Annotated in this window: 26 protein-coding genes; 21 read left to right on the top strand and 5 right to left on the bottom strand. The window is 64.7% G+C overall.

All coding sequences use genetic code 11. The features are described from left to right. Positions 1-89 precede the first annotated feature (89 nt). Positions 90-443 carry a DMT family protein gene (locus ACVMIH_RS22070; protein WP_028336063.1) on the top strand — a complete coding sequence of 118 codons (354 nt, stop codon included), beginning with the start codon at positions 90-92 and terminating at the stop codon, positions 441-443. A gap of 189 nt (positions 444-632) precedes the next feature. On the opposite strand, the gene ACVMIH_RS22065 is transcribed toward ACVMIH_RS22070, so the two are convergent. From ACVMIH_RS22065 to ACVMIH_RS22055, 3 genes are all read right to left on the bottom strand, one after another. Beyond that, entirely contained in the window at positions 633-788 is a 156-nt protein-coding gene (locus tag ACVMIH_RS22065; RefSeq protein WP_168859260.1) for a hypothetical protein, read from the bottom strand. 61 nt (positions 789-849) lie between these two features. After that, entirely contained in the window at positions 850-1026 is a 177-nt protein-coding gene (locus ACVMIH_RS22060; RefSeq protein ID WP_456863340.1) for a hypothetical protein, read from the bottom strand. 180 nt (positions 1027-1206) lie between these two features. Beyond that, positions 1207-1860, bottom strand: a complete 654-nt coding sequence (locus tag ACVMIH_RS22055) for a glutathione S-transferase family protein (protein ID WP_057015955.1) — start codon at positions 1858-1860, stop codon at positions 1207-1209. A gap of 609 nt (positions 1861-2469) precedes the next feature. Between ACVMIH_RS22055 and ACVMIH_RS22050 the strand changes: the two genes are divergently transcribed. The 3 genes from ACVMIH_RS22050 to ACVMIH_RS22040 all read left to right on the top strand — a co-directional run bounded on the left by ACVMIH_RS22050 (position 2470) and on the right by ACVMIH_RS22040 (position 5246). After that, positions 2470-3672, top strand: a complete 1203-nt coding sequence (locus tag ACVMIH_RS22050; protein ID WP_028340563.1) for a pyridoxal phosphate-dependent aminotransferase — start codon at positions 2470-2472, stop codon at positions 3670-3672. Between the two features lie 248 nt (positions 3673-3920). Beyond that, positions 3921-4442 carry a DUF992 domain-containing protein gene (locus ACVMIH_RS22045; RefSeq protein WP_057015953.1) on the top strand — a complete coding sequence of 174 codons (522 nt, stop codon included), beginning with the start codon at positions 3921-3923 and terminating at the stop codon, positions 4440-4442. A 321-nt stretch (positions 4443-4763) separates the two neighbouring features. After that, positions 4764-5246, top strand: a complete 483-nt coding sequence (locus ACVMIH_RS22040) for a DUF992 domain-containing protein (RefSeq protein WP_168859258.1) — start codon at positions 4764-4766, stop codon at positions 5244-5246. Here the strand turns inward: ACVMIH_RS22040 and ACVMIH_RS22035 are convergent. Further along, positions 5243-6175 carry an alpha/beta fold hydrolase gene (locus tag ACVMIH_RS22035; RefSeq protein WP_456855299.1) on the bottom strand — a complete coding sequence of 311 codons (933 nt, stop codon included), beginning with the start codon at positions 6173-6175 and terminating at the stop codon, positions 5243-5245. The two genes, ACVMIH_RS22040 and ACVMIH_RS22035, sit on opposite strands and share 4 nt — an antisense overlap. A 124-nt stretch (positions 6176-6299) precedes the next feature. Here ACVMIH_RS22035 and ACVMIH_RS22030 point away from each other — a divergent pair, with 124 nt between their 5' ends. From ACVMIH_RS22030 to ACVMIH_RS22005, 6 genes are all read left to right on the top strand, one after another. Then, positions 6300-7214: a LysR substrate-binding domain-containing protein gene (locus tag ACVMIH_RS22030; protein ID WP_456855300.1), complete on the top strand. Its 915-nt coding sequence runs from the start codon at positions 6300-6302 to the stop codon at positions 7212-7214. 159 nt (positions 7215-7373) lie between these two features. Beyond that, on the top strand, positions 7374-9422 hold the full coding sequence (locus ACVMIH_RS22025) for an elongation factor G (RefSeq protein WP_253606878.1): 2049 nt from the start codon (positions 7374-7376) through the stop codon (positions 9420-9422). 139 nt (positions 9423-9561) lie between these two features. Further along, positions 9562-10203 (top strand): YoaK family protein, encoded by a 642-nt coding sequence (locus ACVMIH_RS22020; RefSeq protein WP_057015948.1) that lies wholly within the window; start codon positions 9562-9564, stop codon positions 10201-10203. A gap of 31 nt (positions 10204-10234) precedes the next feature. Then, positions 10235-11077: a shikimate dehydrogenase gene (locus ACVMIH_RS22015; RefSeq protein ID WP_456855301.1), complete on the top strand. Its 843-nt coding sequence runs from the start codon at positions 10235-10237 to the stop codon at positions 11075-11077. Between the two features lie 117 nt (positions 11078-11194). Continuing rightward, positions 11195-11773, top strand: a complete 579-nt coding sequence (locus ACVMIH_RS22010; protein ID WP_194295382.1) for a hypothetical protein — start codon at positions 11195-11197, stop codon at positions 11771-11773. A gap of 266 nt (positions 11774-12039) precedes the next feature. Then, positions 12040-12648, top strand: coding sequence for a single stranded DNA-binding domain-containing protein (locus tag ACVMIH_RS22005; RefSeq protein WP_057015947.1), 609 nt, complete (start codon positions 12040-12042; stop codon positions 12646-12648). 175 nt (positions 12649-12823) lie between these two features. On the opposite strand, the gene ACVMIH_RS22000 is transcribed toward ACVMIH_RS22005, so the two are convergent. Continuing rightward, on the bottom strand, positions 12824-13960 hold the full coding sequence (locus tag ACVMIH_RS22000; RefSeq protein WP_016846679.1) for an alpha-hydroxy acid oxidase: 1137 nt from the start codon (positions 13958-13960) through the stop codon (positions 12824-12826). A gap of 142 nt (positions 13961-14102) precedes the next feature. Here ACVMIH_RS22000 and ACVMIH_RS21995 point away from each other — a divergent pair, with 142 nt between their 5' ends. The 11 genes from ACVMIH_RS21995 (at position 14103) to ACVMIH_RS21945 (ending at position 25672) form a co-directional block, all read left to right on the top strand. Continuing rightward, positions 14103-14276: a hypothetical protein gene (locus ACVMIH_RS21995; RefSeq protein ID WP_162832399.1), complete on the top strand. Its 174-nt coding sequence runs from the start codon at positions 14103-14105 to the stop codon at positions 14274-14276. Between the two features lie 216 nt (positions 14277-14492). Beyond that, complete coding sequence (gene glmM / locus ACVMIH_RS21990) at positions 14493-15839, top strand: phosphoglucosamine mutase (RefSeq protein WP_016846677.1); 1347 nt, start codon at positions 14493-14495, stop codon at positions 15837-15839. Between the two features lie 305 nt (positions 15840-16144). Further along, positions 16145-17395 carry an MFS transporter gene (locus ACVMIH_RS21985; protein ID WP_456863337.1) on the top strand — a complete coding sequence of 417 codons (1251 nt, stop codon included), beginning with the start codon at positions 16145-16147 and terminating at the stop codon, positions 17393-17395. Between the two features lie 301 nt (positions 17396-17696). Then, positions 17697-18542, top strand: a complete 846-nt coding sequence (locus ACVMIH_RS21980) for an outer membrane protein (protein ID WP_057017933.1) — start codon at positions 17697-17699, stop codon at positions 18540-18542. 201 nt (positions 18543-18743) lie between these two features. Then, positions 18744-19628 (top strand): outer membrane protein, encoded by an 885-nt coding sequence (locus tag ACVMIH_RS21975; protein WP_456863334.1) that lies wholly within the window; start codon positions 18744-18746, stop codon positions 19626-19628. A gap of 81 nt (positions 19629-19709) precedes the next feature. Then, a complete protein-coding gene (locus ACVMIH_RS21970) occupies positions 19710-20300 on the top strand; it encodes a glutathione S-transferase family protein (protein WP_057017935.1) in 591 nt (196 codons plus the stop codon). An 18-nt stretch (positions 20301-20318) separates the two neighbouring features. Continuing rightward, entirely contained in the window at positions 20319-20789 is a 471-nt protein-coding gene (locus tag ACVMIH_RS21965) for a GNAT family N-acetyltransferase (RefSeq protein WP_057017936.1), read from the top strand. A 168-nt stretch (positions 20790-20957) separates the two neighbouring features. Further along, positions 20958-21170 (top strand): hypothetical protein, encoded by a 213-nt coding sequence (locus ACVMIH_RS21960; RefSeq protein ID WP_057017937.1) that lies wholly within the window; start codon positions 20958-20960, stop codon positions 21168-21170. 78 nt (positions 21171-21248) lie between these two features. Continuing rightward, positions 21249-22421, top strand: coding sequence for a phosphoserine transaminase (locus ACVMIH_RS21955; RefSeq protein WP_057017938.1), 1173 nt, complete (start codon positions 21249-21251; stop codon positions 22419-22421). Between the two features lie 228 nt (positions 22422-22649). Beyond that, positions 22650-24239: a phosphoglycerate dehydrogenase gene (gene serA / locus ACVMIH_RS21950; protein WP_057017939.1), complete on the top strand. Its 1590-nt coding sequence runs from the start codon at positions 22650-22652 to the stop codon at positions 24237-24239. A 260-nt stretch (positions 24240-24499) separates the two neighbouring features. After that, positions 24500-25672: a thiolase family protein gene (locus ACVMIH_RS21945; protein WP_057017940.1), complete on the top strand. Its 1173-nt coding sequence runs from the start codon at positions 24500-24502 to the stop codon at positions 25670-25672. Positions 25673-25712 lie beyond the last annotated feature (40 nt).

The following is a 25712-nucleotide window of genomic DNA, read 5'->3' as shown; positions in this document are numbered from 1 at the left end:
GCTTTCAAATCAAATGATATGCAGATCGGCACGGAACCCGGTTCCGTGCCTGCGGGTTACCGCGTGCTTTGCTTGCAAGAGGACATTCGATGCCCGCCATTTCGCCGTCGCTGCTGCCGATCCTGATGCTGTTCGCCTCGAACGTCTTCATGACCTTCGCCTGGTACGGCCATCTCAAGTTCAAGGATCACTCGCTCCCCATCGTGATCCTGGTGAGCTGGGGCATCGCCTTCTTCGAATACTGGCTGGCGGTGCCGGCCAATCGCTGGGGCAGCGCGGTCTACTCGGCGGCGCAGCTCAAGACCATGCAGGAGGTGATCACGCTGGTCGTGTTCGCCGCCTTCTCGGTGTTGTACCTGAAGGAGCCGCTGGGCTGGAATCACGCGCTCGGATTTGCCTTCATCGCCGCCGGCGCGTTTCTGATCTTCCACAAATGGGGCTAATGCTTCACCTCGCCCCGTGTGCGGGGAGAGGTCGGAACGCATCGTTAGATGCGTTCCGGGTGAGGGGGACTCTCCGCAAATGCAGCGATCTCCGAATACGCGGAAAGAGCCCTCACCCCAACCCTCTCCCCGTAAGAACGGGGCGAGGGAGCACACTGCCGCCGCGGTTCGACCTGATCTCATTGCGCTTTAGTGGTGCGGGGCCGGCTTGGCGGTCGGCGTCGTGACATGCGCGGGGCGTGCGCGGTCTTCGCCTTGCGTGCCGGTCACGATCAGGAGCGATGCCGCCAGCAGGATCGCCGCCGACAGCGTCACGGTCACCAGTCCGACGGGGGTCTTCATCATGTCGCGCCGCTGTCTCTCCCGCGCCTTGCCGCGGATCAGGTGCCAACCGGAAATTGCTTGATTACGCCGGGATCGCCGTTGCCATGGTGATGTTGCTCGACAGCACCGTCACGGCGACGACCAGGCACAGCGTCAGCGCGCCGAGCGCGAGCGACGCGGCGATCGCGTTCGTCAGCCGGGTTGATGCCACCGGGGCAGGGCGGCCATCGAAGCCTGCCGTGCCGGACCACCGTTTCATGGTCTAAATCCCTCAGGCCGCGAGCGAATCACTCGCGACATCCGCGCGAATCTGCCGGTTGTCACCGGCAACATTGCGGCGGCGGCGCCGTCCAAAAATGGCTAAAATACGGCGGTGGCGCGAGTTTTGCCCGTTATTTGGGCAGTTTCCCCGTTATTCCCTGGATTCACACCCGGCCGTTCAGACGCCGGCCGCGAGGCGAGGCTCAGGCTCGGCCTCGGTACCAGGCTGCCAGTCCATCGAGACAAATCCGGGGGTCTGCTCGACCCGCTTGAGCCAGGCGCGGATCGACGGAAAGGTCGCCAGGTCGAAGTCGCAGCGGTCGGCGACGTGGGTGTAGCCGTAAAGGGCGATGTCGGCGACGGTGAGCTGTCCGGCGGCGAAATAGGCGTGTTCCTTGAGGTGATTTTCCATCACCTGCAGCGCCGCATAGCCGCGCTCCATCCAGTCCTCCAGCGCGTGCGTCTGCAGGTCGCGTCCGCCCTTGACCAGCGACAGCCAGAAATAGGCGGCGCCGATGTTCGGCTCCAGCGCGTGCTGCTCGAAGAACATCCACTGCAGCGCCTCGGCGCGCTCGATCCGCGACTCCGGCGCCAGCGGCGTGCCGATCGCGACATACCAGAGGATGGCATTGGACTCGGCGAGATGGCGGCCCTCGGCGACCTCGAGCAGCGGCACCTGGCCGCTCGGATTCTTGGCCAGGAATTCCGGGGTGCGGCTCTCGCCGCGCAGGATGTCGATCTCGATCGCCTCGTACGGCGTGTTCAGCACGGCAAGCGCCAGCCGGACCTTGTAGCTGTTGCCGGAGCGCTGCATCGAATAGAGCTTGTACATTGCGTCGTGGTTCATTCGGTCAGGGAGACGGTACGCTTAAAAATTGCGCGGCCTGTCACACCGCAACGCCGCTAAACAATGATGCTGACGGGGGTGCGTCGCAAGCCCTGCAGTGTGGAAAAAGTCGAAACGTCTACTGCACTGCACACGTGCAGAACGATTCCATCCACACGGCAGAACAACTCGGATCACGCCTGCGCGACGCTCTGCACGGTGCCGGTCGATCGCCAAGGTCGCGACCATGGCCGGCGCGCTGAAATTCACAAACCTTAACGCGCGTCCTTGGCGGCACGACGCGCGCCGGTCTGCGTTGACGACCCGCCGTTAGCGCTGTCAGGCAGGTTGCCGCGCGGCATTGTCCTCGGAGCAATCCGCGCTGGCGCATGCCGCCGATAGGCCCCGCCGGCAAGACCCGAGCGGGCTTGCCGGATATGAGTCATCCGGTGCCGGAACTTGCGGAAAATTGCGCGTGCCGCGAGCCATGCGCGAAAGTTTTCGTGCTTTACCGCCAAGCTTCTTGCGGTGCAGCGGCGACAGGCCTAGGGTGCCGCGATCCCATTCAAATCAAGTCGTGGCCCTACGGCTCACGACGTTTGCCAGGAGATGATAATGGCCTTCCTGTCCGCTGCGCTCGACCGTGTGAAGCCGTCCGCGACGATCGCGGTCACGGACAAAGCACGCGCGCTGAAAGCCGCGGGCCGCAACGTCATCGGCCTCGGCGCCGGCGAGCCTGACTTCGATACGCCCGCCAACATCAAGCTCGCGGCGATCCACGCGATCGAGGCCGGCAAGACCAAGTACACCGATGTCGGCGGCATTCCGGAGCTCAAGGAAGCCATCATCAACAAGTTCGCGCGCGAGAACGGCCTGACCTACAAGCCGAACCAGGTCATCGTCGGCACCGGCGGCAAGCAGGTGCTCTACAACGCGCTGATGGCGACCATCAATCCGGGCGATGAGGTGATCATCCCGGCGCCGTACTGGGTCAGCTATCCCGAGATGGTGGCGCTCGCCGGCGGCGAGTCGGTGCCGGTGGTTTGCCCGGCCTCGACCGGCTTCAAGCTGCGTCCGGAAGATCTCGAGAAGGCGATCACGCCGAAGACCAAGTGGGTGATCCTGTGCTCGCCGTCGAACCCGACCGGCTCGGCCTATACGAAGAGCGAGCTCAAGGCGATCACCGACGTGCTGGTCAAGCATCCGCATGTCTGGGTGATGACCGACGACATGTACGAGCACCTCGTCTATGACGACTTCGTCTTCACCACGGCGGCGCAGGTCGAGCCGAGCCTGTACGACCGCACGCTGACCGTGAACGGCGTGTCGAAGGCCTACTGCATGACCGGCTGGCGCATCGGCTATGCCGGCGGCCCGGCGCAGCTGATCAAGGCGATGGCGACGATCCAGTCGCAGTCGACCTCGAACCCGTCATCGATCGCGCAGTGGGCGTCGGTCGAGGCGCTCAACGGTCCGCAGGACTTCATCGCCGCGAACAACAAGGTGTTCAAGGAACGTCGCGACCTCGTGGTGTCGATGCTCAACCAGGCGAGCGGCATCGAGTGCCCGCGGCCGGAAGGTGCGTTCTACGTCTATCCGTCCTGCGCCGGCACGATCGGCAAGAAGGCGCCGTCGGGCAAGCTGATCGACAACGACGAGGCGTTCGTCACCGAATTGCTCGAGAGCGAAGGCGTCGCCGTGGTGCAGGGATCGGCATTCGGGCTCGGACCCGCGTTCCGCATCTCCTACGCGACCAAGACCTCCGATCTCGAGGATGCCTGCAAGCGCATCCAGCGCTTCTGCGGTAATCTGCGGTAGTTCGATCCGAACTTAAAGAAACGCTCCCGCACCTGGTGCGGGAGCGTTTTTGTTTGTGCGCCGAAATCGCGCCAGTAGATTCGACGAGTCAAATCACATCCAGCTCACCTCACGCGCGTGTGTGCGAACATCGATGCCACACGCGGGAAGTTTTTACGGCCGCTTTGCGCACTGCCTTGTTTTGGACACGAGCCTTCCTTCCTGTCCGCCGCGCGAATTCAGTTCAGTTCACCTTGCGGAGACAGATAATGCGACTTTCGACCCTCACCCTTGCAGCGCTTGCGTTGCTGGCGCCGTTCGCCACCGCCAACGCGGCGCCTCAGGTTCAAGCCGGGGTCCTGCAATGCCAGGGCGGCGAGAATGTCGGCTTCGTTGTCGGCTCTGTCGCGCGCCTCGAATGCGTGTTCCAGAGCGGCGGCCGTCGGCCCGAGCCCTATGTTGCGACCGTGAAGCGGATCGGCGTCGACCTCGGCGTCACCGCGACGACCCAGCTCGCCTGGGCCGTGAGCGCGCCGACCACCCAGCTCCCGCGCGGTGCGCTGGCCGGCAGCTACGGCGGCGTCGGCGTCAACGCCTCGGTCGGCCTCGGCGCCGGCGGTAACTTCCTGTTCGGCGGCCCGAACAATGCCTATGCGCTGCAGCCGGTCAGCGTGCAGGGCCAGACCGGCCTCAACGTTGCGGCCGGCATCGCCGGGATCGATCTCGAGCCGGTCGCCTACGGCGGTCCGCGCCGTCATCATCGTCACCACCGTCATCATCACCACCACTAGATTTTGTTTTGACGCGTTTTCTTCACGCGAACCGGTATCCACTTCGCTCGAAAACGCTCTAAGCTGGTCGGTGTCCGATCAAAGAGGCCCGCGAAAGCGGGCCTCTTTTTTTGTTGTCTGTTGTTTGCTGTCCGTTGCTCGATCAATCGGCAGACCCTGAGGAACATAGCAGCGCCGCAACATCTCCTGACAATCGGTGGCGGGCACCGCAAATTCTGGCTGGACGTTCGATGTTGTGGCATAGGATGCGAACGGCGCCGCAGACACGGCGCCGTTCGGTTCTCTGCTCGCGTCATGCCTCTCAGCCGGAGACTTCCCAACATGCGTCGCTTCACTCGCCTCGCCGGTGCTGCCATTGCCACGCTGACCGCAATCGTTGGCGCCAGCGCCCAACAGCCGATCCAGCGCGTGCAGGTCGGCGTCCTTGAATGCCGCGGCGGCGCGAGCGTTGGCTTCATCGTCGGTTCCGTGACCCATCTCGGTTGCGTGCTCCGCGCCAATGGTCTGCCTGAGGATCGCTACATCGCGACCATCCAGAAGGTCGGCATCGATCTCGGCATCACCCAGGAATCGGCGCTGGCCTGGGGCGTCTATGCGCCGGTGGAGCGGCTCGGGCCGGGTGCGCTCTCCGGCAACTATGCCGGCGCGCAGGGCAGCGCGACGCTCGGTGTCGGCGTCGGCGGCAACGTGCTGGTCGGCGGCTCCGACAACACGATCGCCCTGCAGCCGCTCAGCGTGCAGGGCCAGGTCGGCATCAACATCGCCGCCGGCCTCGAGAGCCTGGAGCTGCGTCCGGGCCGCTAACGCGCGCCCGTGCGGTTGATCAGCTTGCCGAAGAAGCCGCTTGCTTCTTCGGCAACGATCCCGGGCGCCTCGGCGTGAACATAGTGCCCGGTCTCGACGAACCTGATCGAAGGTTCGCTCCAATAGTCTCCCAACCTGTCCGACCATTCGGGCGCGATCAACGGATCGCGGCGGCCCCAGAGAAAGCGCGACGGCACGTCGATGCGCGGCTGCGCCGGCAGCTTGCCTTCCAGCCAGAGCCGGCGATTGGGCGCGGACGAGAGATACCAGTCGAAGCCGCCCTGGATGTTGCCCGGCTTCATGAAGTTGTCGACATAGGCTTCCAGCAGGTCGCCGAACACCGCGGGATCGTCGCCCGACCAGTGGTCGAGGAAATGCCGGAAGTAGAGCCGGCATGACTCGCGCGAGCTTCCGACCAATTGCGCGGCCCATGGCAGCTGCTGGAAGTATTGATACCAGACCTCGATCAGGTGGCCGGGCTGGCCGTAGCGATGGCCGAGGCCCGGATAGGGCGTGCAGAGATAGAGCGTGCCGATCAGCCGCTGCGGATGTCGATGCGACATCGCCTGCATGACGTAGGCGCCGAGATCGCCGCCGATGACGCCGAAGCGCTGATAGTCGAGCGCGTCCATGACGGCAAACATATCCAGCGCGTGGCGCTCCGCGGTGGCGGACGCATCGGGCCCCGTTGTCGGCTTGCCGGTGTCGCCGCAGCCGCGCAAGTCGGGCGCGATCAGTTCAAAACTGTCGCCGAGGCGCAGCATCAGCGGGCGCCACACCAGCCAGAACTCCGGCCAGCCGTGAAGCAGGAGCAGCGGCGGCCCTTTGCCGAAGCGCGCGACATTGACGCGCAAATCGCCGATATCGATCTTCTGTTGCGTAATGCCTGCCGCGGCTGCTTCTGCGAAGGCTTTTTCCAGCGCCGTCATGGGGACTCCCTTTGCTTTGTCGCAGGCTGTCCGCGTTCGCGCGTCCGGTCCAATACTCGTTCGATACGGTTGCAGAGCTATTGCGTATGACTGACGGCACCCGCCGCCGTGCTATACCGACGGCATGGAATTGCGACATCTCAGATATTTCGTGGCGCTCGGCGAGGAATTGAACTTCACCCGCGCGGCCGAGCGGCTGCACATCGCGCAACCGCCGCTAAGCCAGCAGATCCGTCAGCTCGAGGACGAACTCGGCGTGACGTTGCTGCAGCGGAATAGCCGTCCTGTCAGGCTCACCGAGGCGGGCGAGCTGCTGCTTGCGCGCGCCCGCTCCCTGCTCGCAAATTTCGAGGCCGCGGTTGCGGACACGCGGCGCGTCGGGCGCGGCCAGGCCGGCAAGCTCGCGATCGGATTCGTCGGCTCCGCGATGTTCGCCGGTCTGCCCGATATCATAGGCAGCTATCGCGACGCCTGTCCCGACGTCGAGCTCGTGCTTGACGAGATGCTGGCGGCCGAGATTGCCGAAGCGCTGCGGCGACGCCGGATCGATGTCGGCTTCGCACGCCCGGCGCTATTGCCGGAGGCGGGTCTTGCCCAGCGCCTGATCCTGGAGGAGCCCTATGTCGCGGCGTTGCCGCGCGCGCATCCGCTTGCCGAGAGGGACGACATTGCGCTTGCCGAATTGTCCGATGATGCCTTCGTGCTCTATCCGGCGCGGCCGGAGCCATCGGTCACCGGCCTGATCGTCGCCGCGTGCCAGGCCGCCGGATTCACGCCGCGACTCGCGCAGGAGGTGCTGCATCTGCAAACCGCGATTGGCCTGATCGCCGCCGGCGTCGGTGTATCGCTCGTCCCGGAGGCCGCGGCACGCGCGCAGACCGGTCGCGGCGTGGCGTATGTCCGCTTGGCCGCGCCGGCGGTTACGGCGCCGCTCACGATTGCGTGGCGTGAAGAAGATGTCTCGCCCGCCGTGCAACGCCTGCTCGACCTTGCGATACGCTGGCGCGAGATTTCTCCGGGACTTGCGCGAAGGAACTGACGCAGCGGATGCAATTGTCCGGACGATGGCTCGGAATTGCAAACCTCCGCGACGCCGCACCGCAGCGACGTTTTCCCGCTTGCCAAATGTCAAGCGCAGGCAGAGCATAAACGGTCGCCGACCCAATCATGGGCCGAGCTCCAAAACGAGGAGGCGGCAATGGGACAAGACGTCAGAAGTCCCCGAGGTCCACGGTGCATCGCATTGGTGGGCCCTTTCCAAAGCGGTAAAACCACACTTCTGGAAGCGATCCTGGCGCGCACTGGCGCCATTAAAACTGCCGGCAGCGTCGATGCCGGAACCTCCGTCGGCGATGCCAGCCCCGAGGCGCGTCAGCACAAGATGGGCGTAGGCCTGACCGCCGCCACCACCACCTTTATGGGGGACAGCTACACCTTTATCGATTGTCCCGGCTCGATCGAATTCGCGCACGATATGCGTGCAGCGTTGCCGGCGGTCGATGCCGCGGTCGTGGTCTGCGAAGCCGACGAGAAAAAGCTGCCGCAGCTGCAGATCATCCTGCGCGAGCTCGAGGAGCTCGGAATTCCCCGTTTCCTGTTCCTGAACAAGATCGACCGCGCCAACAAGCGCGTCCGCGAGACGCTTGCGACGCTGCAGCCGGCCTCGCGCGTGCCGCTGGTGCTGCGCCAGATCCCGATCTGGAACGGCGATCTGATCGAAGGCTTTGTCGATCTCGCGCTGGAGCGCGCCTTCGTCTATCGCGAGCACAAGCCGTCGGAGGTGATGGCGCTCGAGGGCGGCAATCTCGATCGCGAGAAGGAAGCCCGCTTCTCGATGCTGGAGAAGCTTGCCGACCATGACGACGCGCTGATGGAGCAGTTGCTGGAGGATATCCAGCCGCCGCGCGATGCCGTGTTCGACGATCTCGCCCGCGAACTGCGCGATGGGCAGATCTGTCCGGTGCTGCTCGGCGCTGCGAGCCGCGAGAACGGCGTGCTGCGCCTGATGAAGGCGCTGCGCCATGAGGCGCCCGGCGTTGCCGAGACCGCCGATCGGCTCGGCATCAAGGATCAGAAGGATGCGCTGGCCTACGTGTTCAAGACCGTGCACTTGCAGCACGGCGGCAAGCTGTCGCTGGCGCGCGTGCTTGCGGGCCGGCTCGACGACGGCGCGACGCTGCAATCCTCAAGCGGCGAGAGCGGACGCGTCTCAGGCATCCTCGCGGTCTCGGGCGGGCATGACAGCAAGCGGCCGCAGGCCGAGGCCGGCGACACCGTCGCGCTCGGCAAGCTCGATGCGATCAAGACCGGCGATACGGTCTCGAGCGGCAAGACGGCGCCGGCCTCGCTGGTCAAGGTCGAGCCGGCCGCGGCCGTGCTGTCGATCTCGATTGCCGCGACCGACCGCAAGGACGATGTCAAGCTCGGCCAGGCGCTGCTGCGGCTGAACGAGGAAGATCCCTCGCTGACAATGATCCAGAACCCGCGCACCCACGACACCGTGCTGTGGGGGCAGGGCGAGATGCATCTGCGCGTGGCGCAGGAGCGGCTGAAGGACCGCTACGGCGTCAACGTCAAATCGCATCCGCCGGCGATCGGCTATCAGGAGACCATCCGCAAGCCGATCACCCAGCGCGGCCGGCACAAGAAGCAGTCCGGCGGCCATGGCCAGTTCGGCGACGTCGTGCTCGACATCAAGCCGAAGCCGCGCGGGTCAGGCTTCGAATTCCACGAGAAAGTGGTCGGGGGCGCGGTGCCGCGCAACTATATCGGCGCGGTGGAAGAGGGCGTTGTCGACGCGCTGGCGCGCGGCCCGCTCGGCTTCCCCGTGATCGACGTCGACGTCACGCTGACCGACGGCTCCTATCACAGCGTCGACTCGTCCGATCTCGCGTTCCGTACCGCGGCGCGGATCGGGGTCAGCGAAGGGTTGCCGCAGTGCCAGCCGGTGCTGCTGGAGCCGATCCATATGGTCGAGATCGTCTGTCCGACCGACGCCACCGCCAAGATCAACGCGATCCTGTCGGCGCGCCGCGGCCAGATCCTCGGCTTCGACACCCGCGACGGCTGGATCGGCTGGGATTGCGTCCGCGCCACGATGCCGGAATCGGAGATCGGCGACTTGATTGTCGAACTGCGCTCCGCCACCGCCGGCGCCGGCACCTTCACCCGCCAGTTCGACCGCATGGCCGAAGTGACGGGCCGCGCCGCCGACCAGATCATCGCCGCGCATCGCGACGCGGCGTGATCGAATTGTCATTCCGGGATGGTCCGAAGGACCAGACCCGGAATCTCGAGATTCCGGGTTCGATGCTGTCGCATCGCCCCGGAATGACGGGCCAAGATAGCGCCCGTGATTCCCTTCCTATGAGGCAGTTTCCGCCAGCATGCTTGAATCCCGCCGTAACCTGGCGCTGGCCTGCGCGCTCAGCGCAATGGCCGGCTATGTCGACGGCATCGGCTATCTGCATCTCGGCGGGCTGTTCGTCTCCTTCATGAGCGGTAACTCGACGCGGCTTGGCGTGACGCTGGCCGAGGGGCATTGGCAGCACGCGCTGGAAGCGCTGGAGCTGATCGTGCTGTTCGTCGCCGGCGCCGCAGCCGGCAGCCTGATCGTGCTCAGCGCGCTGGTGCATCGCCAGCCCCTGCTCCTGCTCATCGAGGCGTGGCTGCTCACGGCGGCGGCGGTGGCCTATGCCTATGGCCTGTCGAACGCCGCGGTCGCCGCCATCGTGCTGGCGATGGGGCTCGAGAACGCCGTATTCCAGCTCGAAGGCGGGGCCGGGCTCGGCCTCACCTATGTCACCGGGGCGCTGGTGAAGGCCGGTCAGCTGATCGCCGCCGCGCTCACAGGCGGTGCGGGCTGGGCCTGGCTCCCGAACCTGCTGCTGTGGGCGGCGCTGGTCGCGGGCGCGCTCGCCGGCGGGCTGGCCTATGGCTGGATCAACCTCGCCGCGATCTGGTTCGCCGCAGCCGCCGCGTTCGCCCTCAGCGCGCTGGTTGCCGCAACCGCGAAGCGGACGCATTGACAGCGCGCCCGCCTTGGCCGATGTCACGATCATGACGTCCTCAAGCAAAACCCGCGCCGCGTGCCTGATCGGCTGGCCCGCCGCGCATTCCCGCTCGCCGTTGATCCATCATTACTGGCTGCGCACGCTCGGCATCGAGGGCGGCTATGTGATCGAGGCGGTGCCGCCGGAGGACTTCAAGGATTTCCTGTTCCGCCTGTCGCTGCGCGGCTTCGTCGGCGCCAACGTCACCATTCCGCACAAGGAGCGCGCGCTGGCGCTGTCGGCACCGGATGCGCGCGCCCGCGCCGTCGGCGCCGCCAACACGCTGTGGTTCGCCGATGGCGAGCTGCGCTCGACCAACACCGATGTCGAAGGCTTCATCAACAATCTCGACGCCTGCGCGCCCGGCTGGGACAAGACGGAGGACGCGCTGGTGCTCGGCGCCGGTGGCGCGGCACGTGCGGTGGTGTTCGGCCTGATCGAGCGCGGCATCGCGCGCGTGCATCTGGTCAACCGCAGCATCGATCGCGCCCGCGCGCTGGCCGAGCAATTCGGCGCGCGGGTTCATCCCGCGACATGGGACGCGGTTGATAAGCTGCTGCCGCGCGCCGGCCTGCTGGTGAATACCACCTCGCTCGGCATGCATGGTCAGCCCGCGCTCGAGGTCGATGTCGGTCTGCTGCCGCAACACGCGGTCGTTTCCGATCTCGTCTATGTGCCGCTGGTGACGCCGCTGCTTGCGGCGGCAGAGGCGCGTGGTCTGAAGACCGCTGATGGACTCGGCATGCTGCTGCATCAGGCGGTGCGCGGTTTCGAATTGTGGTTCGGGCGGCGTCCGCAGGTCACGCCGGAACTGCGCACGCTTGTTGAGGCCGATCTCACAAAGACTTGAGGCCTGGAATAGCATCTCCGGAACGGGGTCTGGTGTTAGTCCCCCCGCGTTCCCTCCCGGAGATCAGTCATGCCTGCCAGCCGCTCCCATCTCATTCGGCCGTTCATCGCGCTTGCGATGGTGACGGTGTCCACGCTCTACGCGCTCGCGCAGCAGCCGCCGACACCGACGCGGGTGCGTGGAACCGTCGAGAGCGTCGACGGCGATACGCTCGCGGTGAAGTCGCGCAGCGGCGAGGACGTCAAGCTGCACATGGCAGGCAACATGGTGGTGCTCGGTCTCACCAAGATCGCGCTGTCCGACATCAAGGTTGGTTCCTTCATCGGCACGACCACCGTGCCCGGCCCCGACGGCACGCCGAAGGCGGTCGAGGTGCACGTCTTCCCGGAGAACATGCGCGGCACCGGCGAAGGCTCGCGGCCGTACGATCTGAAGCCGAACAGCAGCATGACCAATGCGACCGTCGCGCAATCCGTCGTCAGCAATGACGGCCACACATTGCTGGTCAAATACAAGGACGGCGAGAAGAAGGTGGAAGTCGCACCCGATACACCGGTCGTGACCTATGTTCCCGGCGACAAGGCGGACCTGAAGGCCGGCGCCAAGGTCATCGCTTTCATGAAGAAACTGCCGGACGGCTCGCTTGAGACCGACCGCGTCAGCGTCGGCCGCGACGGCCTTACGCCGCCGATGTGACGCACAATGTCATCCCGGGGCGATGCGAAGCGTCGGGATATCGAGATTCCGGGTCTGGTCCTTCGGACCATCCCGGAATGACGATCTGAACGGGCTACATCAGAACACGCGAGCGCATCACCTGTCCGTTATCGCAGTAACAGTTCCCTCGTCCGGCGCGTAGTTGTCGTGTGAGCCGTCGCTTCCGCGAGGAGTTGTGGCTTGCACGGAATACCACCAACTCCCCGGTGTTCCCTGATTCGCCAGCCCAACCCATGAGGGACACCATGCCGAAATCGACGCTGTTCGCCGCATTGCTTCTTGTTGCCTTTGCCTCGGCTGCATCCGCGCAGCAGCCGCCGGCGGTGCGTATCCGCGGCACCATCGAGGCCGTCGACGGCGCGATGCTGTCGATCAAGTCGCGCGACGGTGCCGACATGAAGGTGCGGACCACTGACAACGTCGCGGTGTTCGGCGTCGCCAAGACCGATCTGTCGGAGATCAAGCCCGGTTCCTATATCGGTGTCACCGCGATGCCCGAGCCCGACGGAACGCAGAAGGCGATCGCGGTTCACATCTTCCCGGAGAACCAGCGCGGCGCCGCCGAAGGCTTCCGCCCCTGGGACCTGCGCGCCAATTCGACCATGACCAACGCCACCGTCGCCGAGACCGTGAAGGGCACCGACGGCCAGAACATCACGGTGAAGTACAAGGACGGCGAGAAGAAAGTCGTGGTGCCGCCGGGCACCCCGGTCGTCACCTTCGTCGCCGGCGACAAGTCGGAGCTGAAGCCGGGCGCCAAGATCATCATCTTCGGCGCGCTGAAGAAGGATGACGGCACGCTGGAAGCCAACCGCGTCAATGTCGGCCGCGACGGGATTGCGCCGCCGATGTGAGGCAGAGCAGGCTCCGCTGTCGTCCCTGCGAAAGCAGGACCCATAACCACAGGGTTGAGTTGTTGAAGCGCGCTGTCGCCGCGGCGTTGCGAAACGACGGCCATCGGTGGTTATGGGTCCCGGGTCGCGCTTCGCTTGCCCGGGACGACGTGTTGAGAGAGGCTGCCGCTCCGCGCTAAACCGCCAGCACGTGATCGTCGATCTCGGCGATGGTGTTGACGCCGCACAGTCCCATCGTGGTGGTGAGCTCCTTGCCCAGAATATCGATCGCCTTGGCGACGCCTTCCTGGCCGCCGGCGCCGAGGCCATAGGCATAGGCGCGGCCGATCATGCAGGACTTCGCGCCGAGCGCGAGCGCCCGCATGACGTCCATGCCGGTGCGGATACCGCCGTCGAACATGATCTCGAGCTTCGAGCCGACCTCATCGACGATCTCCGGCAGCACCTCGATCGAGGACGGCGCGCCGTCGAGCTGGCGGCCGCCATGGTTGGAGACCACGATCGCCTGGGCGCCGGTCTTGGCGGCAAGCTCGGCGTCCTCGACGTCGAGGATGCCTTTAAGGATCAGCTTGCCCGGCCAAATGCTGCGGATCCAGTCGATGTCCTTCCAGTTCAGCGAGGTGTCGAACTGCGAGGCGGTCCATTCCGACAGTTTCGTCAGATCCTCGGTGCCTTTGACGTGGCCGGCAATGTTGCCGAAGGTGCGGCGCTTGCCTTGCAGCACGCCTGATACCCAGGCGGGCTTGGTCGCGAAGTCGATCAGCTTCGACAGTGACCATTCCGGCGGCACCGTCATGCCGTTCTTGATGTCCTGGTGGCGCTGGCCGATCACCTGCAGGTCGACGGTCAACACCAGCGCCGAGCATTTCGCCGCGATCGCGCGCTCGATCAGCGACTTGATGAAGCCGCGGTCCTTCATGACGTAGAGCTGGAACCAGAACGGCTTGTCGACGGCGGCGGCGATGTCCTCGATCGAGCAGATCGACATCGTGCTCTGGGTGAAGGGAATGCCGGCCGCCTGCGCGGCGCGGCAGGCATAGATCTCGCCGTCGCCATGCTGCATGCCGAGCAGGCCGACCGGCGCCAGGATCAGCGGCATCGCGGCCGGCTCGCCGAGGATCGTGGTCGCCAGGGTGCGCTTGGACACATCGACCAGGATGCGCTGGCGGAACTTGATCTGCTGCAGATCTTCCGAATTCGCGCGCAGCGTGTCCTCGGTGTAGGAGCCGCGGTCCGCATAATCGAAAAACGCCTTCGGCACCCGGCGCTTGTGCAGCTGGCGCAGATCTTCGATGCAGGTAATGTGCTTCATGGACGGTCCCGGCCCTTCTTCTGTGTCGCAAGTTCGATATCGCGAGCCTTGTTTTAGGCAGCAAGTCTTGCGGGTGTTCGATCTTGCCGTCATCTAGCATGGATGGGAGGCCTGCCAAATCGAAGACGGATGGGAGAGCGCGATGACCCAATCAGGCTCCAAACCGAAAGCAGACGAGAACGCCGAGAAGCGCCGGCTCGACGAGGCCCTGGAAGAGGGGCTGGAGGAGACGTTTCCCGGTTCCGACCCCGTCAATGTCACCCAGCCGGCCCCCAGCAAGGGCGACCAGCACGTCAAGCGCAACGGCAAAGGGTAGGGGACGGCGTTCGTTCCCCAGGTTGCCGAAAGAGTAATAATGTTATATCTTTCAGTGCCTTAATGTAGAGGCACGGGGTTTAGCCCCGGTAATGATTCATCATATTTTTTGAAGTCCTTTTAGCGCCTGGCAGTCTATAAGGCCGATGCACGCTAGACTGGTAGGCGTTCAGGACTCTCTCGCCGGGTGGTTCGAGAGGTCCGTCTTGGGGGTTACATGAGCCGCAAATATTTCGGGACCGATGGAATTCGGGGCCGCGCCAATGGGCTGATCACGCCGGAGCTCGCGCTCAAGGTGGGGCAGGCCGCAGGGTTGGTGTTTCAGCGTGGCGATCATCGCCATCGCGTCGTGATCGGCAAGGACACGCGGCTGTCCGGCTACATGATCGAATACGCCATGGTCGCGGGCTTCACCTCGGTCGGTATGGACGTGCTGCTGGTCGGCCCGATGCCGACCCCGGCGATCGCGATGCTCACCAAGTCGATGCGCGCCGATCTCGGCGTCATGATCTCGGCGTCGCATAATCTTTTCGAAGACAACGGCATCAAGCTGTTCGGCCCGCAGGGCTTCAAGCTGTCGGACGATGTCGAGAAGCAGATCGAGCAGCTGCTCGACGAATCGCTCGACCGCCGCCTGGCGCAGAGCGCGAGCCTCGGCCGCGCCCGCCGCATCGACGGCGTCCATGACCGCTACATCGAATTCGCCAAGCGCACGCTGCCGCGCGATCTCTCGCTCGACGGCCTGCGCGTCGTGGTCGATTGCGCCAATGGCGCCGCCTACAAGGTGGTGCCGGAAGCGCTGTGGGAGCTCGGCGCCGACGTGGTGCCGATCGGGGTCGAACCCGACGGCTTCAACATCAACAAGGAATGCGGCTCCACCTCGCCGGAAGCGCTGTCGCGGAAGGTGCGCGAGATGCGCGCCGACATCGGCATCGCGCTCGACGGCGATGCCGATCGCGTCATCCTGGTCGACGAGCGCGGCCACATCGTCGACGGCGACCAGCTGCTCGCGGTGATAGCGCAGAGCTGGAAGGAGGAGGGGCGCCTCGCCAAGCCCGGCATCGTCACGACCGTGATGTCCAATCTCGGGCTGGAGCGCTTCCTGCAGGGCCTCGGGCTGCAGATGGTCCGCACGCCGGTCGGCGACCGCTATGTGCTCGAGCAGATGCTGAGCGGCGGCTACAATCTCGGCGGCGAGCCGTCGGGCCATATCATCATGTCGGACTATTCGACGACCGGCGACGGTTTCGTCGCGGCACTGCAGGTGCTGGCCGTGGTGCAGAAGCTGCGCCGCCCGGTGTCGGAGATCTGCCGGCGTTTCGACCCGTTGCCGCAAATCCTGAAGAACGTGCGCTATCGCAGCGGCAAGCCGCTCGACGACGCCGAGGTCAAGTCCGCGATCACCGACGGCGAGAAGCGCCTCAACGGCCATGGCCGTCTGTTGATCCGCCCCTCCGGCACCGAGCCGGTGATCCGCGTGATGGGCGAGGGCGACGATCGTATCCTGGTGGAAGAGGTCGTCGACAACATCGTCAGCGCACTCGGCCACGCCGCCGCGGCTTAAGCCCCGTCCGGCCTCGTCAGCTCGTGATCCTGAGGAGCGCGCCCTTGCGCGCGTCTCGAAGGATGCACGGCCCATTGTCGCAATGTGGCGAGCGCCGGGCCGTGGACCCTTCGAGACGCGCGGAGCCTGTCATCGGGCCGCGCTTTGCGCGGACCCGTTGGCGCTCCTCAGGGTGACGGGGATAGAGTTTGGCCGCCGGCTGGCCACACAGCGCATCGCTGCCATCGGCTAACGCAACTGGTTTGCCTCACCTCCGCGTCGTACGACACGGAGGTATTTTTGCGAATCTGTCCGGGAATGCTGCATTGAACAAACCCGTCGTGAGCAAACAGGCGCTGGGCGAGCCGGTGGCGGTGCCGGAGCTGACGGCCGCGAAGGTTGCCGCCGCTGCGGGGCCGGCCTATGTCGTGCTTGCCGGCATCAGCTTCTCGCACTTCCTCAACGACACGATGCAGTCGCTGATCGCTTCGGTCTATCCGATCCTGAAGGACAATTACGCGCTCGACTTCGCGCAGATCGGCATGATCACGCTGGCGTTCCAGTTCACGGCGTCGCTGCTGCAGCCGCTGGTCGGGCATTTCACCGACAAGAAGGCGCAGCCGTTCTCGCTTGCGATCGGCATGGGCTTCACCTTTTTCGGTCTGTTGCTGCTCAGCGTTGCGCATACCTATGGGGTCATCCTGATTGCGGCTTCGCTGGTCGGCCTTGGCTCCGCGGTGTTCCACCCGGAATCGTCGCGTATCGCGCGGCTGGCGTCAGGCGGACGTTACGGTTTCGCGCAATCGGTGTTCCAGCTCGGCGGCAGTTTCGGCACCTCGATGGGGCCGGTGCTCGCAGCACTGATCGTGGTGCCGTTCGGTCAGCCCTCGATCGCCTGGTTCTCCTCGATCGCGTTCCTTGCCATCGTGATCCTCTGGCGCATCGGCGTCTGGTACAAACCGCAGATATCGGGCAAGAAGACGGCCGCCAGCGCGCGGCATCCCGACCATCCGGATCAGCGGCGCGTGAAGATCGCGCTCATCGTGCTGGTCGCGCTGCTGTTCTCCAAGCAGCTCTATGTCTCGAGCCTGTCGAGCTATTACATCTTCTATCTGATCGACCGGTTCGGTGCCTCGACGCAGGCGGCGCAGCTCTATCTGTTCGTCTTCCTTGCCGCCAACGCCGCGGGTGCGTTCATCGGCGGTCCGCTCGGCGACCGCTTCGGCCGCAAATACGTGATCTGGTTCTCGATCCTCGGCGCGCTGCCGTTCACGCTGGCGCTGCCCTATGCCGGCCTGTTCGCCAGCGCCGTGCTGACGGTGGTGATCGGTTTGATCATCTCGTCGGCGACGTCGGCGATCATCGTGTTCGCGCAGGAATTGATGCCGCATCGCTTCGGCATGATCTCTGGCGTGTTCTTCGGCGTCGCCTTCGGGATCGGCGGTCTCGGCGCCGCCGTGCTCGGCAAGCTCGCCGACCACACCTCGATCGCCTTCGTCTATCAGCTGTGCGCCTTCCTGCCGGCGATCGGCCTGCTCGCGGTGTTCCTGCCGAGGATGCCGCGGGCCGTGCGCTGAACGCCCGGCCGCGGACGCGACGCCCGCGTTAAGCATTCGCTAACACACCCGGCCCGCGTGCCTTGCGAACGGCGCGGATGCGTCAACGCTTCATTAGCACTTTTGGCGGGATCGCGATGTTTCGTCGCCAACCTGCGTCATTTATGGACCCATAAGCGACAGCCGCAGAGAAAGGTGAGAGAAAATCAACCTTAAAAATTAGGGTTAAGTGCCGCTTAAACATTTCCTGCCATCGTCCGGGCCGTGAGTTTCAGACGTGGGGCTTTCGTGTCGCCTCACTTGGCCCAAAAGGACGAAGCCAATGCGTAGCGTAAAGACCCTGATTGCCGCCGGTGCGGCATCTCTGTTGTCCTCGGCGGCGTTCGCCGCCGACATGCCCATCATGCCGCCACCTCCGATGGCGTATGCTCCTCCGCCGGTCCAGGATTTCGGCGGCTGGTATCTGCGCGGCGACATCGGCATGACCAACACCCAGGCCAAGCTGCACGTCAACGCCTACGACACACTGCCGGCCGGCACTGCCTTCAACCAGTATGGCCACGGCTTCGACGGCGGCGTGCTCTACGGCATCGGCGTCGGCTATCAGTTCAACAGCTGGTTCCGCGCCGACATCACCGGTGAGTATCGCTCGAAGGTGAGCTTCAACGGCACCGATTTCTTCACGTTCCCCGGGCCCAGCCCGCTGAGCGACGCCTATCATGGCGGCATCCAGAGCTGGGTTGGCCTCGTCAACGTCTACGCTGATCTCGGCACCTGGGGCTGTTTGACCCCGTTCATCGGTGCCGGTGTCGGTGCCGCGACGATCAAGACCTCGGCCTTCTCCGACGTCGCGACGTTCCCGAGCGGGTCGGGCCTCACCAGCTCCTTCATCGCCGATGGCGCCACCAAGACCAACTTCGCCTGGGCGCTGCATGCCGGTGTCGCCTACAAGGTCACCAACAACTTCACGGTTGAACTGGCCTATCGCTACCTCGACATGGGCACTGCCGCCCACGGCCAAGGTCACTTCTTCGACGGCACGCCGGCCGGTCCCTCGAGCTTCCAGTACCGCGACATCACCTCGCAGGACGTGAAGCTCGGCGTGCGCTTCAACTTGCCGTGCTGCGACGTGCCGCCGCCTCCGCCGCCGCTGATCCGCAAGGGTTAATTTCGGGCCTTCACGGTTAACGATTGCAACGGCGCGGGACCATCCCGCGCCGTTTTTCTTTGCCGCGTCATGTCGCGAACTTGCCGCGTCATGTCGCGCACTTCTGCAACTTGCATGCTCGAAAACGGGCGGCGACAACGATTGGTTAAGGTTAACAGGCGATGATCAGCGCGAAATCGGTGCGGTGGATGGAGCGTTGCAATGCGTAGGTTGGTGCTGGCGGCGATGATGATTGGAACGGTGACCGGCGCGCAGGCTGCCGACCTGCCGGACTTTCCGATCCTGCGCGGCTCCTATGTCGATGCACCGAGCAGGAGCGGGAACTGGGAAGGATGGTACGTCGGCGGCCAGATCGGCTATTCCTCCGGCGACATCGATTTCAGCCACGCGCCAAGCGCGATGACCTCCTTTATGCTGCGCGAGAGCGTTCTGGCCGACCCGGTTTCGGGTTGGGCCCTGCTGCCGAAGAACCATGCGCAGAGCAACGGGTTCGGCGCGTTCGTCGGCCGCAACTGGCAATGGGACGACGTCGTGCTCGGCGTCGAGGCCAACTACAATTACCTGAACGGCCTCGAAAGTTCGGCGGGCGACTCGATGACGCGGCAGATCGTGAATCCCAAGGGCGAGACTCCTCCGAGCGGGCACACCTACACCTACAACACCACGTTGTCGGGGAGCGCCGCCTTGCAGGTCAAGGACGTCACGACCTTCCGTGGACGCGCCGGATGGGCGGCAGGCAACTTCCTGCCTTACATGTTCGGCGGTGTTGCGGTGGGACGCATGTCCGTGTCGCGTTCGGCGACGGTGTCGTTTGACAAGTACGATGCCTGGGCCGAGACCCAGACGGTCGGCAACAACACCGTTACAATTCAGCATAACGACTACCTGGGCTCAGGCAGCGCCGCCCAGACGGAGCAGCGGGTGAACAACTATGCGGTCGGCTGGACCGCGGGCCTCGGCCTTGAATATTGCGTGGTCGGCGGGTTGTTTCTCCGCGGCGAGTGGGAATATGTGCGCTTCGCGGCGGTCAAGAATATCGCCGTCGACATGAACACCTTCCGGGTCGGCGCCGGCTACAAGTTCTGATCGCCGCTGCCGTAGCCGGCGACGGTTGACAGACCGGGGAGCGACTGCTGCTCTGTCGCCTCACGGTCGGAGCGCGATCACATGAAAATCTACGGCGACGCCAATTCAGGCAACTGCCTGAAGGTGAAATGGGTGTGCGACAGGCTGGCGCTGCCGTACACATGGGTCGAGATCGACACCATGAAGGGCGGCAGCCGGACCGCGGAATTCCTCAAGCGAAACGGCTGGGGCCAAGTGCCGACGATGGAGCTGGATGACGGCCGCACGCTGGCACAATCCAACGCCATCATCCGCTATCTCGCGCGCGGCAGCGACCTGATCCCGAGCGATCCCTATCGCGCGGCGCAGATGGATGCCTGGATGTTCTGGGAGCAGAACAGCCACGAGCCTTATGTGGCCGTCTGCCGCTTTCAGGCCGTGTATCTCGGCAAGGCCATCTCGGAGATCGATCCGAATCTCATCAAGCGCGGCTATGTCGCGCTCGATCATCTGGAGCGGCATCTTGCGGGGACGCAATTTTTGGTCGGAGACGCGTTCTCGCTCGCCGACGTCTCGCTGCTCGCCTATACCCGTGTCGCGGAGGATGGCGGCCTCGAACTCGCGCGCTATCCCGTGATCCGTCGCTGGATCGCCGATGCCGAGCGCGTGCTCGCGCTGCCGCCGGTCCGCTGACCTCAGGTGAATGCCGCCATGACTGAAGCTTCATCCATCACGATCCGCCGCGCTCGCCGCGAAGACGTCGCCGCCATCGTCGGCATGCTTGCGGACGATCCGCTCGGCAGTGCGCGCGAGCGGATCGAGGATCCGCTGCCGCAAAGCTATTACGAGGCCTTCGCGCGGGTCGAGCGTGATCCCAATTTGCAGCTCGTCGTCGCCGTCGACGGGGACGGCGTCGTCGTCGGCTGTCTGCAACTCGCGGTTCTGCCGGGCATCAGCTCGCAAGGCGGCTCGCGCGGCCTGCTCGAGGACGTTCGCGTTGCAAAGCATTGCCGCAGCCGCGGCATCGGCGAGAAGCTCGTGCAGTGGGCGGTCACGGAGGCGCGCGCGAGAGGTTGCATGCTCGTCGAGCTGCTGACGCATCAGACGCGGGTCGATGCGCAGCGCTTCTATGAAAGGCTCGGGTTCGCGCGCAGCCATGTCGGGATGACGATTCGCTTTTGAAACGCGTGCAAGAAGTTGTGCCATCTACCGGGCAATACCTGCAGCAGCGGATAGTCTGCGATCCGGTTAACAGCCAATAAACTAAGCCGGTCTCCGTGATTTTACGGGTCGGAACGAGTCCGGTATGTCGGACGTCTCCCACGGGGCGGCGGGCAACTGGGGATTGGAATGTCGGATTATTCGATCGTGCGGGTCGGCAACGAATACATCGTGCAGGCCGGCGAGAAGCGCATTCTGAAAGTATCGAGCCGGCGCAGGGCAGTTAAGATCATGACTCTGGCGGCAGATTTACTCGATCAGGAGACGATCCAGCACGTCGAGGACGCCCCATCAATCAGCCGTGATGCCCGGATTGTTCCAGACGAGTCTGAACTTTCTTGACGTTTGGGTACCTTTCCACTATCCCCGACCGCGGGAAACCTCTCCCCACCGAGAGGCAGCTATCTGGAAGGGTAGATTATGACTGCAGCGAAGCCCGCTTCGCGGCCTGAAGTGCCGCATTTTTCCTCCGGCCCCTGTGCCAAGCGCCCCGGCTGGAACCCCAACAATCTCAAGGACGCTGCCCTCGGCCGCTCGCATCGCGCGAAAGTCGGCAAGGCCAAGCTCAAGCTCGCGATCGAACTGACGCGCGAGGTGCTTGAGGTGCCCGCCGATTACAAGATCGGCATCGTGCCGGCGTCGGACACCGGCGCGGTCGAGATGGCGCTGTGGTCGCTGCTCGGCGCGCGGCCCGTCACCACGCTCGCCTGGGAATCCTTCGGCGAGGGCTGGGTCAGCGATATCGTCAAGGAATTGAAGCTGAAGGACGTCACCAAGCTCAATGCGGCTTATGGTGAAATCCCCGATCTCTCCAAGGTCGATCCGAAGTCGGATATCGTCTTCACCTGGAACGGCACCACCTCGGGTGTGCGCGTGCCGAACGCTGACTGGATCAGCGCGGATCGCGAAGGCCTGACGATTTGCGACGCGACCTCGGCCGCCTTCGCGCAGCCGCTCGATTTCGCCAAGCTCGATGTCGTCACCTTCTCCTGGCAGAAGGCGCTCGGCGGTGAAGCCGCGCACGGGATGCTGATCCTGTCGCCGCGCGCGGTGGAACGGCTCGAGACCTACAAGCCGGCCTGGCCGCTGCCGAAGATCTTCCGCCTCACCAAGGGCGGCAAGCTCAACCAGGGCATCTTTGAAGGCGAGACCATCAACACGCCGTCGATGCTCTGCGTCGAGGACTATCTCGATGCGTTGAACTGGGCGAAGTCGATCGGCGGCCTGAAGGCGCTGATCGCCCGCGCCGATGCCAACACCAAGGCGCTCGCCGACTGGAAGGCGAAGACGCCCTGGATCGACTTCCTGGCCAAGGATCCCGCGATCCGTTCCAACACCTCGGTGTGCCTCAAGTTCACCGATCCCGCGATCACCTCGCTTCCATCGGACGCACAGGCCGACTTCTGCAAGAAGCTGGTCGCGCTGGTGGAGAAGGAGAACGCCGGCTTCGACTTCGCGTATTACCGCGATGCGCCGGCGGGTCTGCGGATCTGGTGCGGCGCCACCGTCGAGGCCAAGGATGTCGAGCTGCTGACGCAGTGGATCGACTGGGCGTTTGCCGAGACCAAGGCAGCGTTGCCCAAGGCGGCATAAGTTTTCTCTTGTCACCTCTTCCCGTTCTTACGGGGAGAGGTCGGATCGCTCGGCAGCGCAATTGCGCGCCTGAGCGATCCGGGTGAGGGGCCCTTTCGGCTTGTTCCTCGCTCGTGGCTGCCCTCACCCCAACCCTCCCCGCAAGAGCGGGGAGAGGTAGAAGTGATCAGAGACTTCACCAGATCGGTCCAGGAGACCCGCCCGCGGCAGGGCAAAGGAACAATCGAGATGACAAAACCCAAAGTTCTGATTTCCGACGCGCTGTCTCCCGCCGCCGTCCAGATCTTCAAGGATCGCGGCGTCGAGGTCGACTTCCAGCCCAACCTCGGCAAGGACAAGGAAAAGCTCGCCGAGATCATCGGCAATTACGACGGCCTCGCGATCCGCTCGGCCACCAAGGCGACCGCCAAGCTCATCGAGAAGGCGACGAGGCTCAAGGTGATCGGCCGCGCCGGCATCGGCGTCGACAATGTCGAGATCCCGGCCGCGACCGCCAAGGGCATCATCGTGATGAATACGCCGTTCGGCAATTCGATCACGACCGCCGAGCACGCGATCACGCTGATGCTGGCGCTGGCGCGCGAGATTCCGCAGGCCGACGCCTCGACCCAGGCCGGCAAGTGGGAGAAGAACCGCTTCATGGGCGTCGAAATCACCGCCAAGACCCTCGGCGTGATCGGCTGCGGCAATATCGGCACGATCGTCGCCGACCGCGCGCTCGGCCTGCGCATGAAGGTGATCGCGTTCGATCCGTTCCTGTCGCCGGAGCGCGCCAAGGACATCGGCGTCGAGAAGGTCGAGCTCGACGATCTCTTGAAGCGCGCCGACTTCATCACGCTGCATACGCCGCTGACCGAGAAGACCCGCAACGTGATCGATGCGGTCGCGATCGCCAAGATGAAGAAGGGCGTGCGCATCATCAACTGCGCGCGCGGCGGCCTGGTCGACGAGCAGGCGCTGGTCGACGCGCTGAATTCCAAGCATGTCGCGGGCGCCGCCTTCGACGTGTTCGTCGAGGAGCCGGCGACCTCGAACGTGCTGTTCGGCCATCCCAACGTGATCTGCACCCCACATCTGGGCGCCTCCACCACCGAGGCGCAGGAAAACGTCGCGCTGCAGGTCGCCGAGCAGATGTCGGACTATCTGTTGTCGGGCGCGATTTCCAACGCGGTCAACTTCCCCTCGATCACCGCGGAAGAGGCGCCGAAGCTGAAGCCGTTCATCGAGCTTGCCGAGAAGCTCGGCTCGTTCGCCGGCCAGCTCACCGAGAGCGGCATCCTCAAGACTGAGATCACCTATGAGGGCCACGTCGCCGAGATGAAGATCAAGGCGATCACCTCGGCGGTGCTGTCGGGCCTGCTGCGGCCGATGCTGGGCGAGGTCAACGTGGTCTCGGCGCCGGTCGTCGCCAAGGAGCGCGGCATGGTGGTGGACGAGGTCGTCCGCGCCGCGCAGAGCGACTATGAAAGCCTGATCACGGTCACAGTCACCACCGAGCGTCAGGAGCGTTCGGTGTCCGGCACCGTCTACGCCGACGGCAAGCCGCGTCTCGTCGACATCAAGGGCATCCGTGTCGACGCCGAGTTCGGCAAGTCGATGATCTACGTGACCAACGAGGACAAGCCGGGCTTCATCGGCGCGTTCGCGAGCCTCTTGGGTGATGCGAAAATCAATATCGCGACCTTCCATCTCGGCCGCGTCAAGCAAGGCGGCGATGCCATTGCGCTGGTCGAGGTCGACGGCGCGGTGCCGGCGGAGCTGCTCGCCAAGGTACAGACACTGCCGCAGGTGAAGCAGGCCAAGGCACTGACGTTCTGAGCCGCTGACGTTTTAAAGGCGCTGGCGTTTCAAACGCTGTTTGAGCGGTCCTCGTCATCGCCCGGAACGCCCGGCATGACGGAAGGAAGATACCGCTCAAGCAGTCCATATTCCGATCTGCGGAACATGACGCCGTCTCCGGTCCCGGAGGCGGCGTTTGTCGTTCCGGGGCGTCCGGTATTGCTGTTGCGCCCGCCGAAAAATGTGTACGAACGGGCCACGACGCGCCACAATGACCGTCATCTCAGAGGGAGAAAACAATGCGTGAAGCCGTAATCGTTTCCTACGCGCGCACCGGCCTGGCAAAGTCCGGCCGTGGCGGATTCAACATCACCCCGCCGATGTCGCTCGCCGCGCACGCCATCAAGCACGCGGTCGACCGCGCCGGCGTCGACAAGGAATATGTCGAGGATTGCTATCTCGGCAATTGCGCGCATGGCGCGCCGAACATCGGCCGCCAGGCGGCGCTGCTCGCCGGCCTGCCGAAGTCGACCGCGGGCGTCTCCGTGAACCGCTTCTGCTCGTCGGGCCTGCAGACCATCGCGATGGCCGCCAACTCGATCCGTTCCGACGGCTCCGATTGCATCGTCGCCGGCGGCGTCGAGAGCATCTCGATTCCCGGCGGCGGCTCGCCGAAGGAATCGATCGATCCCGAGCTGCTCAAGACCGCGCCCGACATCTTCATGGCGATGATCGATACCGCCGACATCGTGGCCGAGCGCTACAAGCTCAGCCGCGAATACCAGGACGAGTATTCGCTGGAGTCGCAGCGCCGCATGGCCGCCGCGCAGCAGGCCAACAAGTTCAAGGACGAAATCGTCCCAATGAAGACGAAGATGAAGGTGGTCGACAAGGCGACCAAGGCCGAGTCGATCGTCGACTACGTGGTCGATCGCGACGAGTGCAACCGCCCCGAGACCACGCTGGAGGGCCTCGCCAAGCTCGAGCCAGTCAAGGGCCCGGGCAAGTTCATCACCGCCGGCAATGCCAGCCAGCTCTCCGACGGCGCCGCCGCCGTGGTGCTGATGGAGGCCAAGGACGCCGAGAAGCGCGGCCTCAATCCGCTCGGCCGCTTCGTGGCCTGGGCCTCGGCCGGCTGCGAGCCCGACGAGATGGGCATCGGTCCGGTGTTTGCGGTGCCGAAGCTGCTCAAGCGCCACGGCCTGAAGGTGGACGACATCGATCTCTGGGAGCTCAACGAGGCGTTCGCCAGCCAGTGCCTCTATTCGCGCGACCAGCTCGGCATCGATCCCGAGAAGTATAACGTCAATGGCGGTTCGATCGCGATCGGCCATCCCTTCGGCATGACCGGCGCCCGGCTCACCGGCCACCTGCTGCAGGAAGGCCGTCGCCGCAAGGCCAAGTGGGGCGTCGTGACCATGTGCATCGGCGGCGGCCAGGGCGGCGCCGGCCTGTTCGAGATCTACAGCTAAGCGCGATCGACACTGATCGTGTGCGAACGAGCGGCCCGGC

Source organism: Bradyrhizobium sp. USDA 4503 (genome assembly GCF_054055815.1).
The sequence above is the reverse complement of the archived record's forward strand: the minus strand, read 5'-3'. Positions and strand labels throughout refer to the sequence as shown.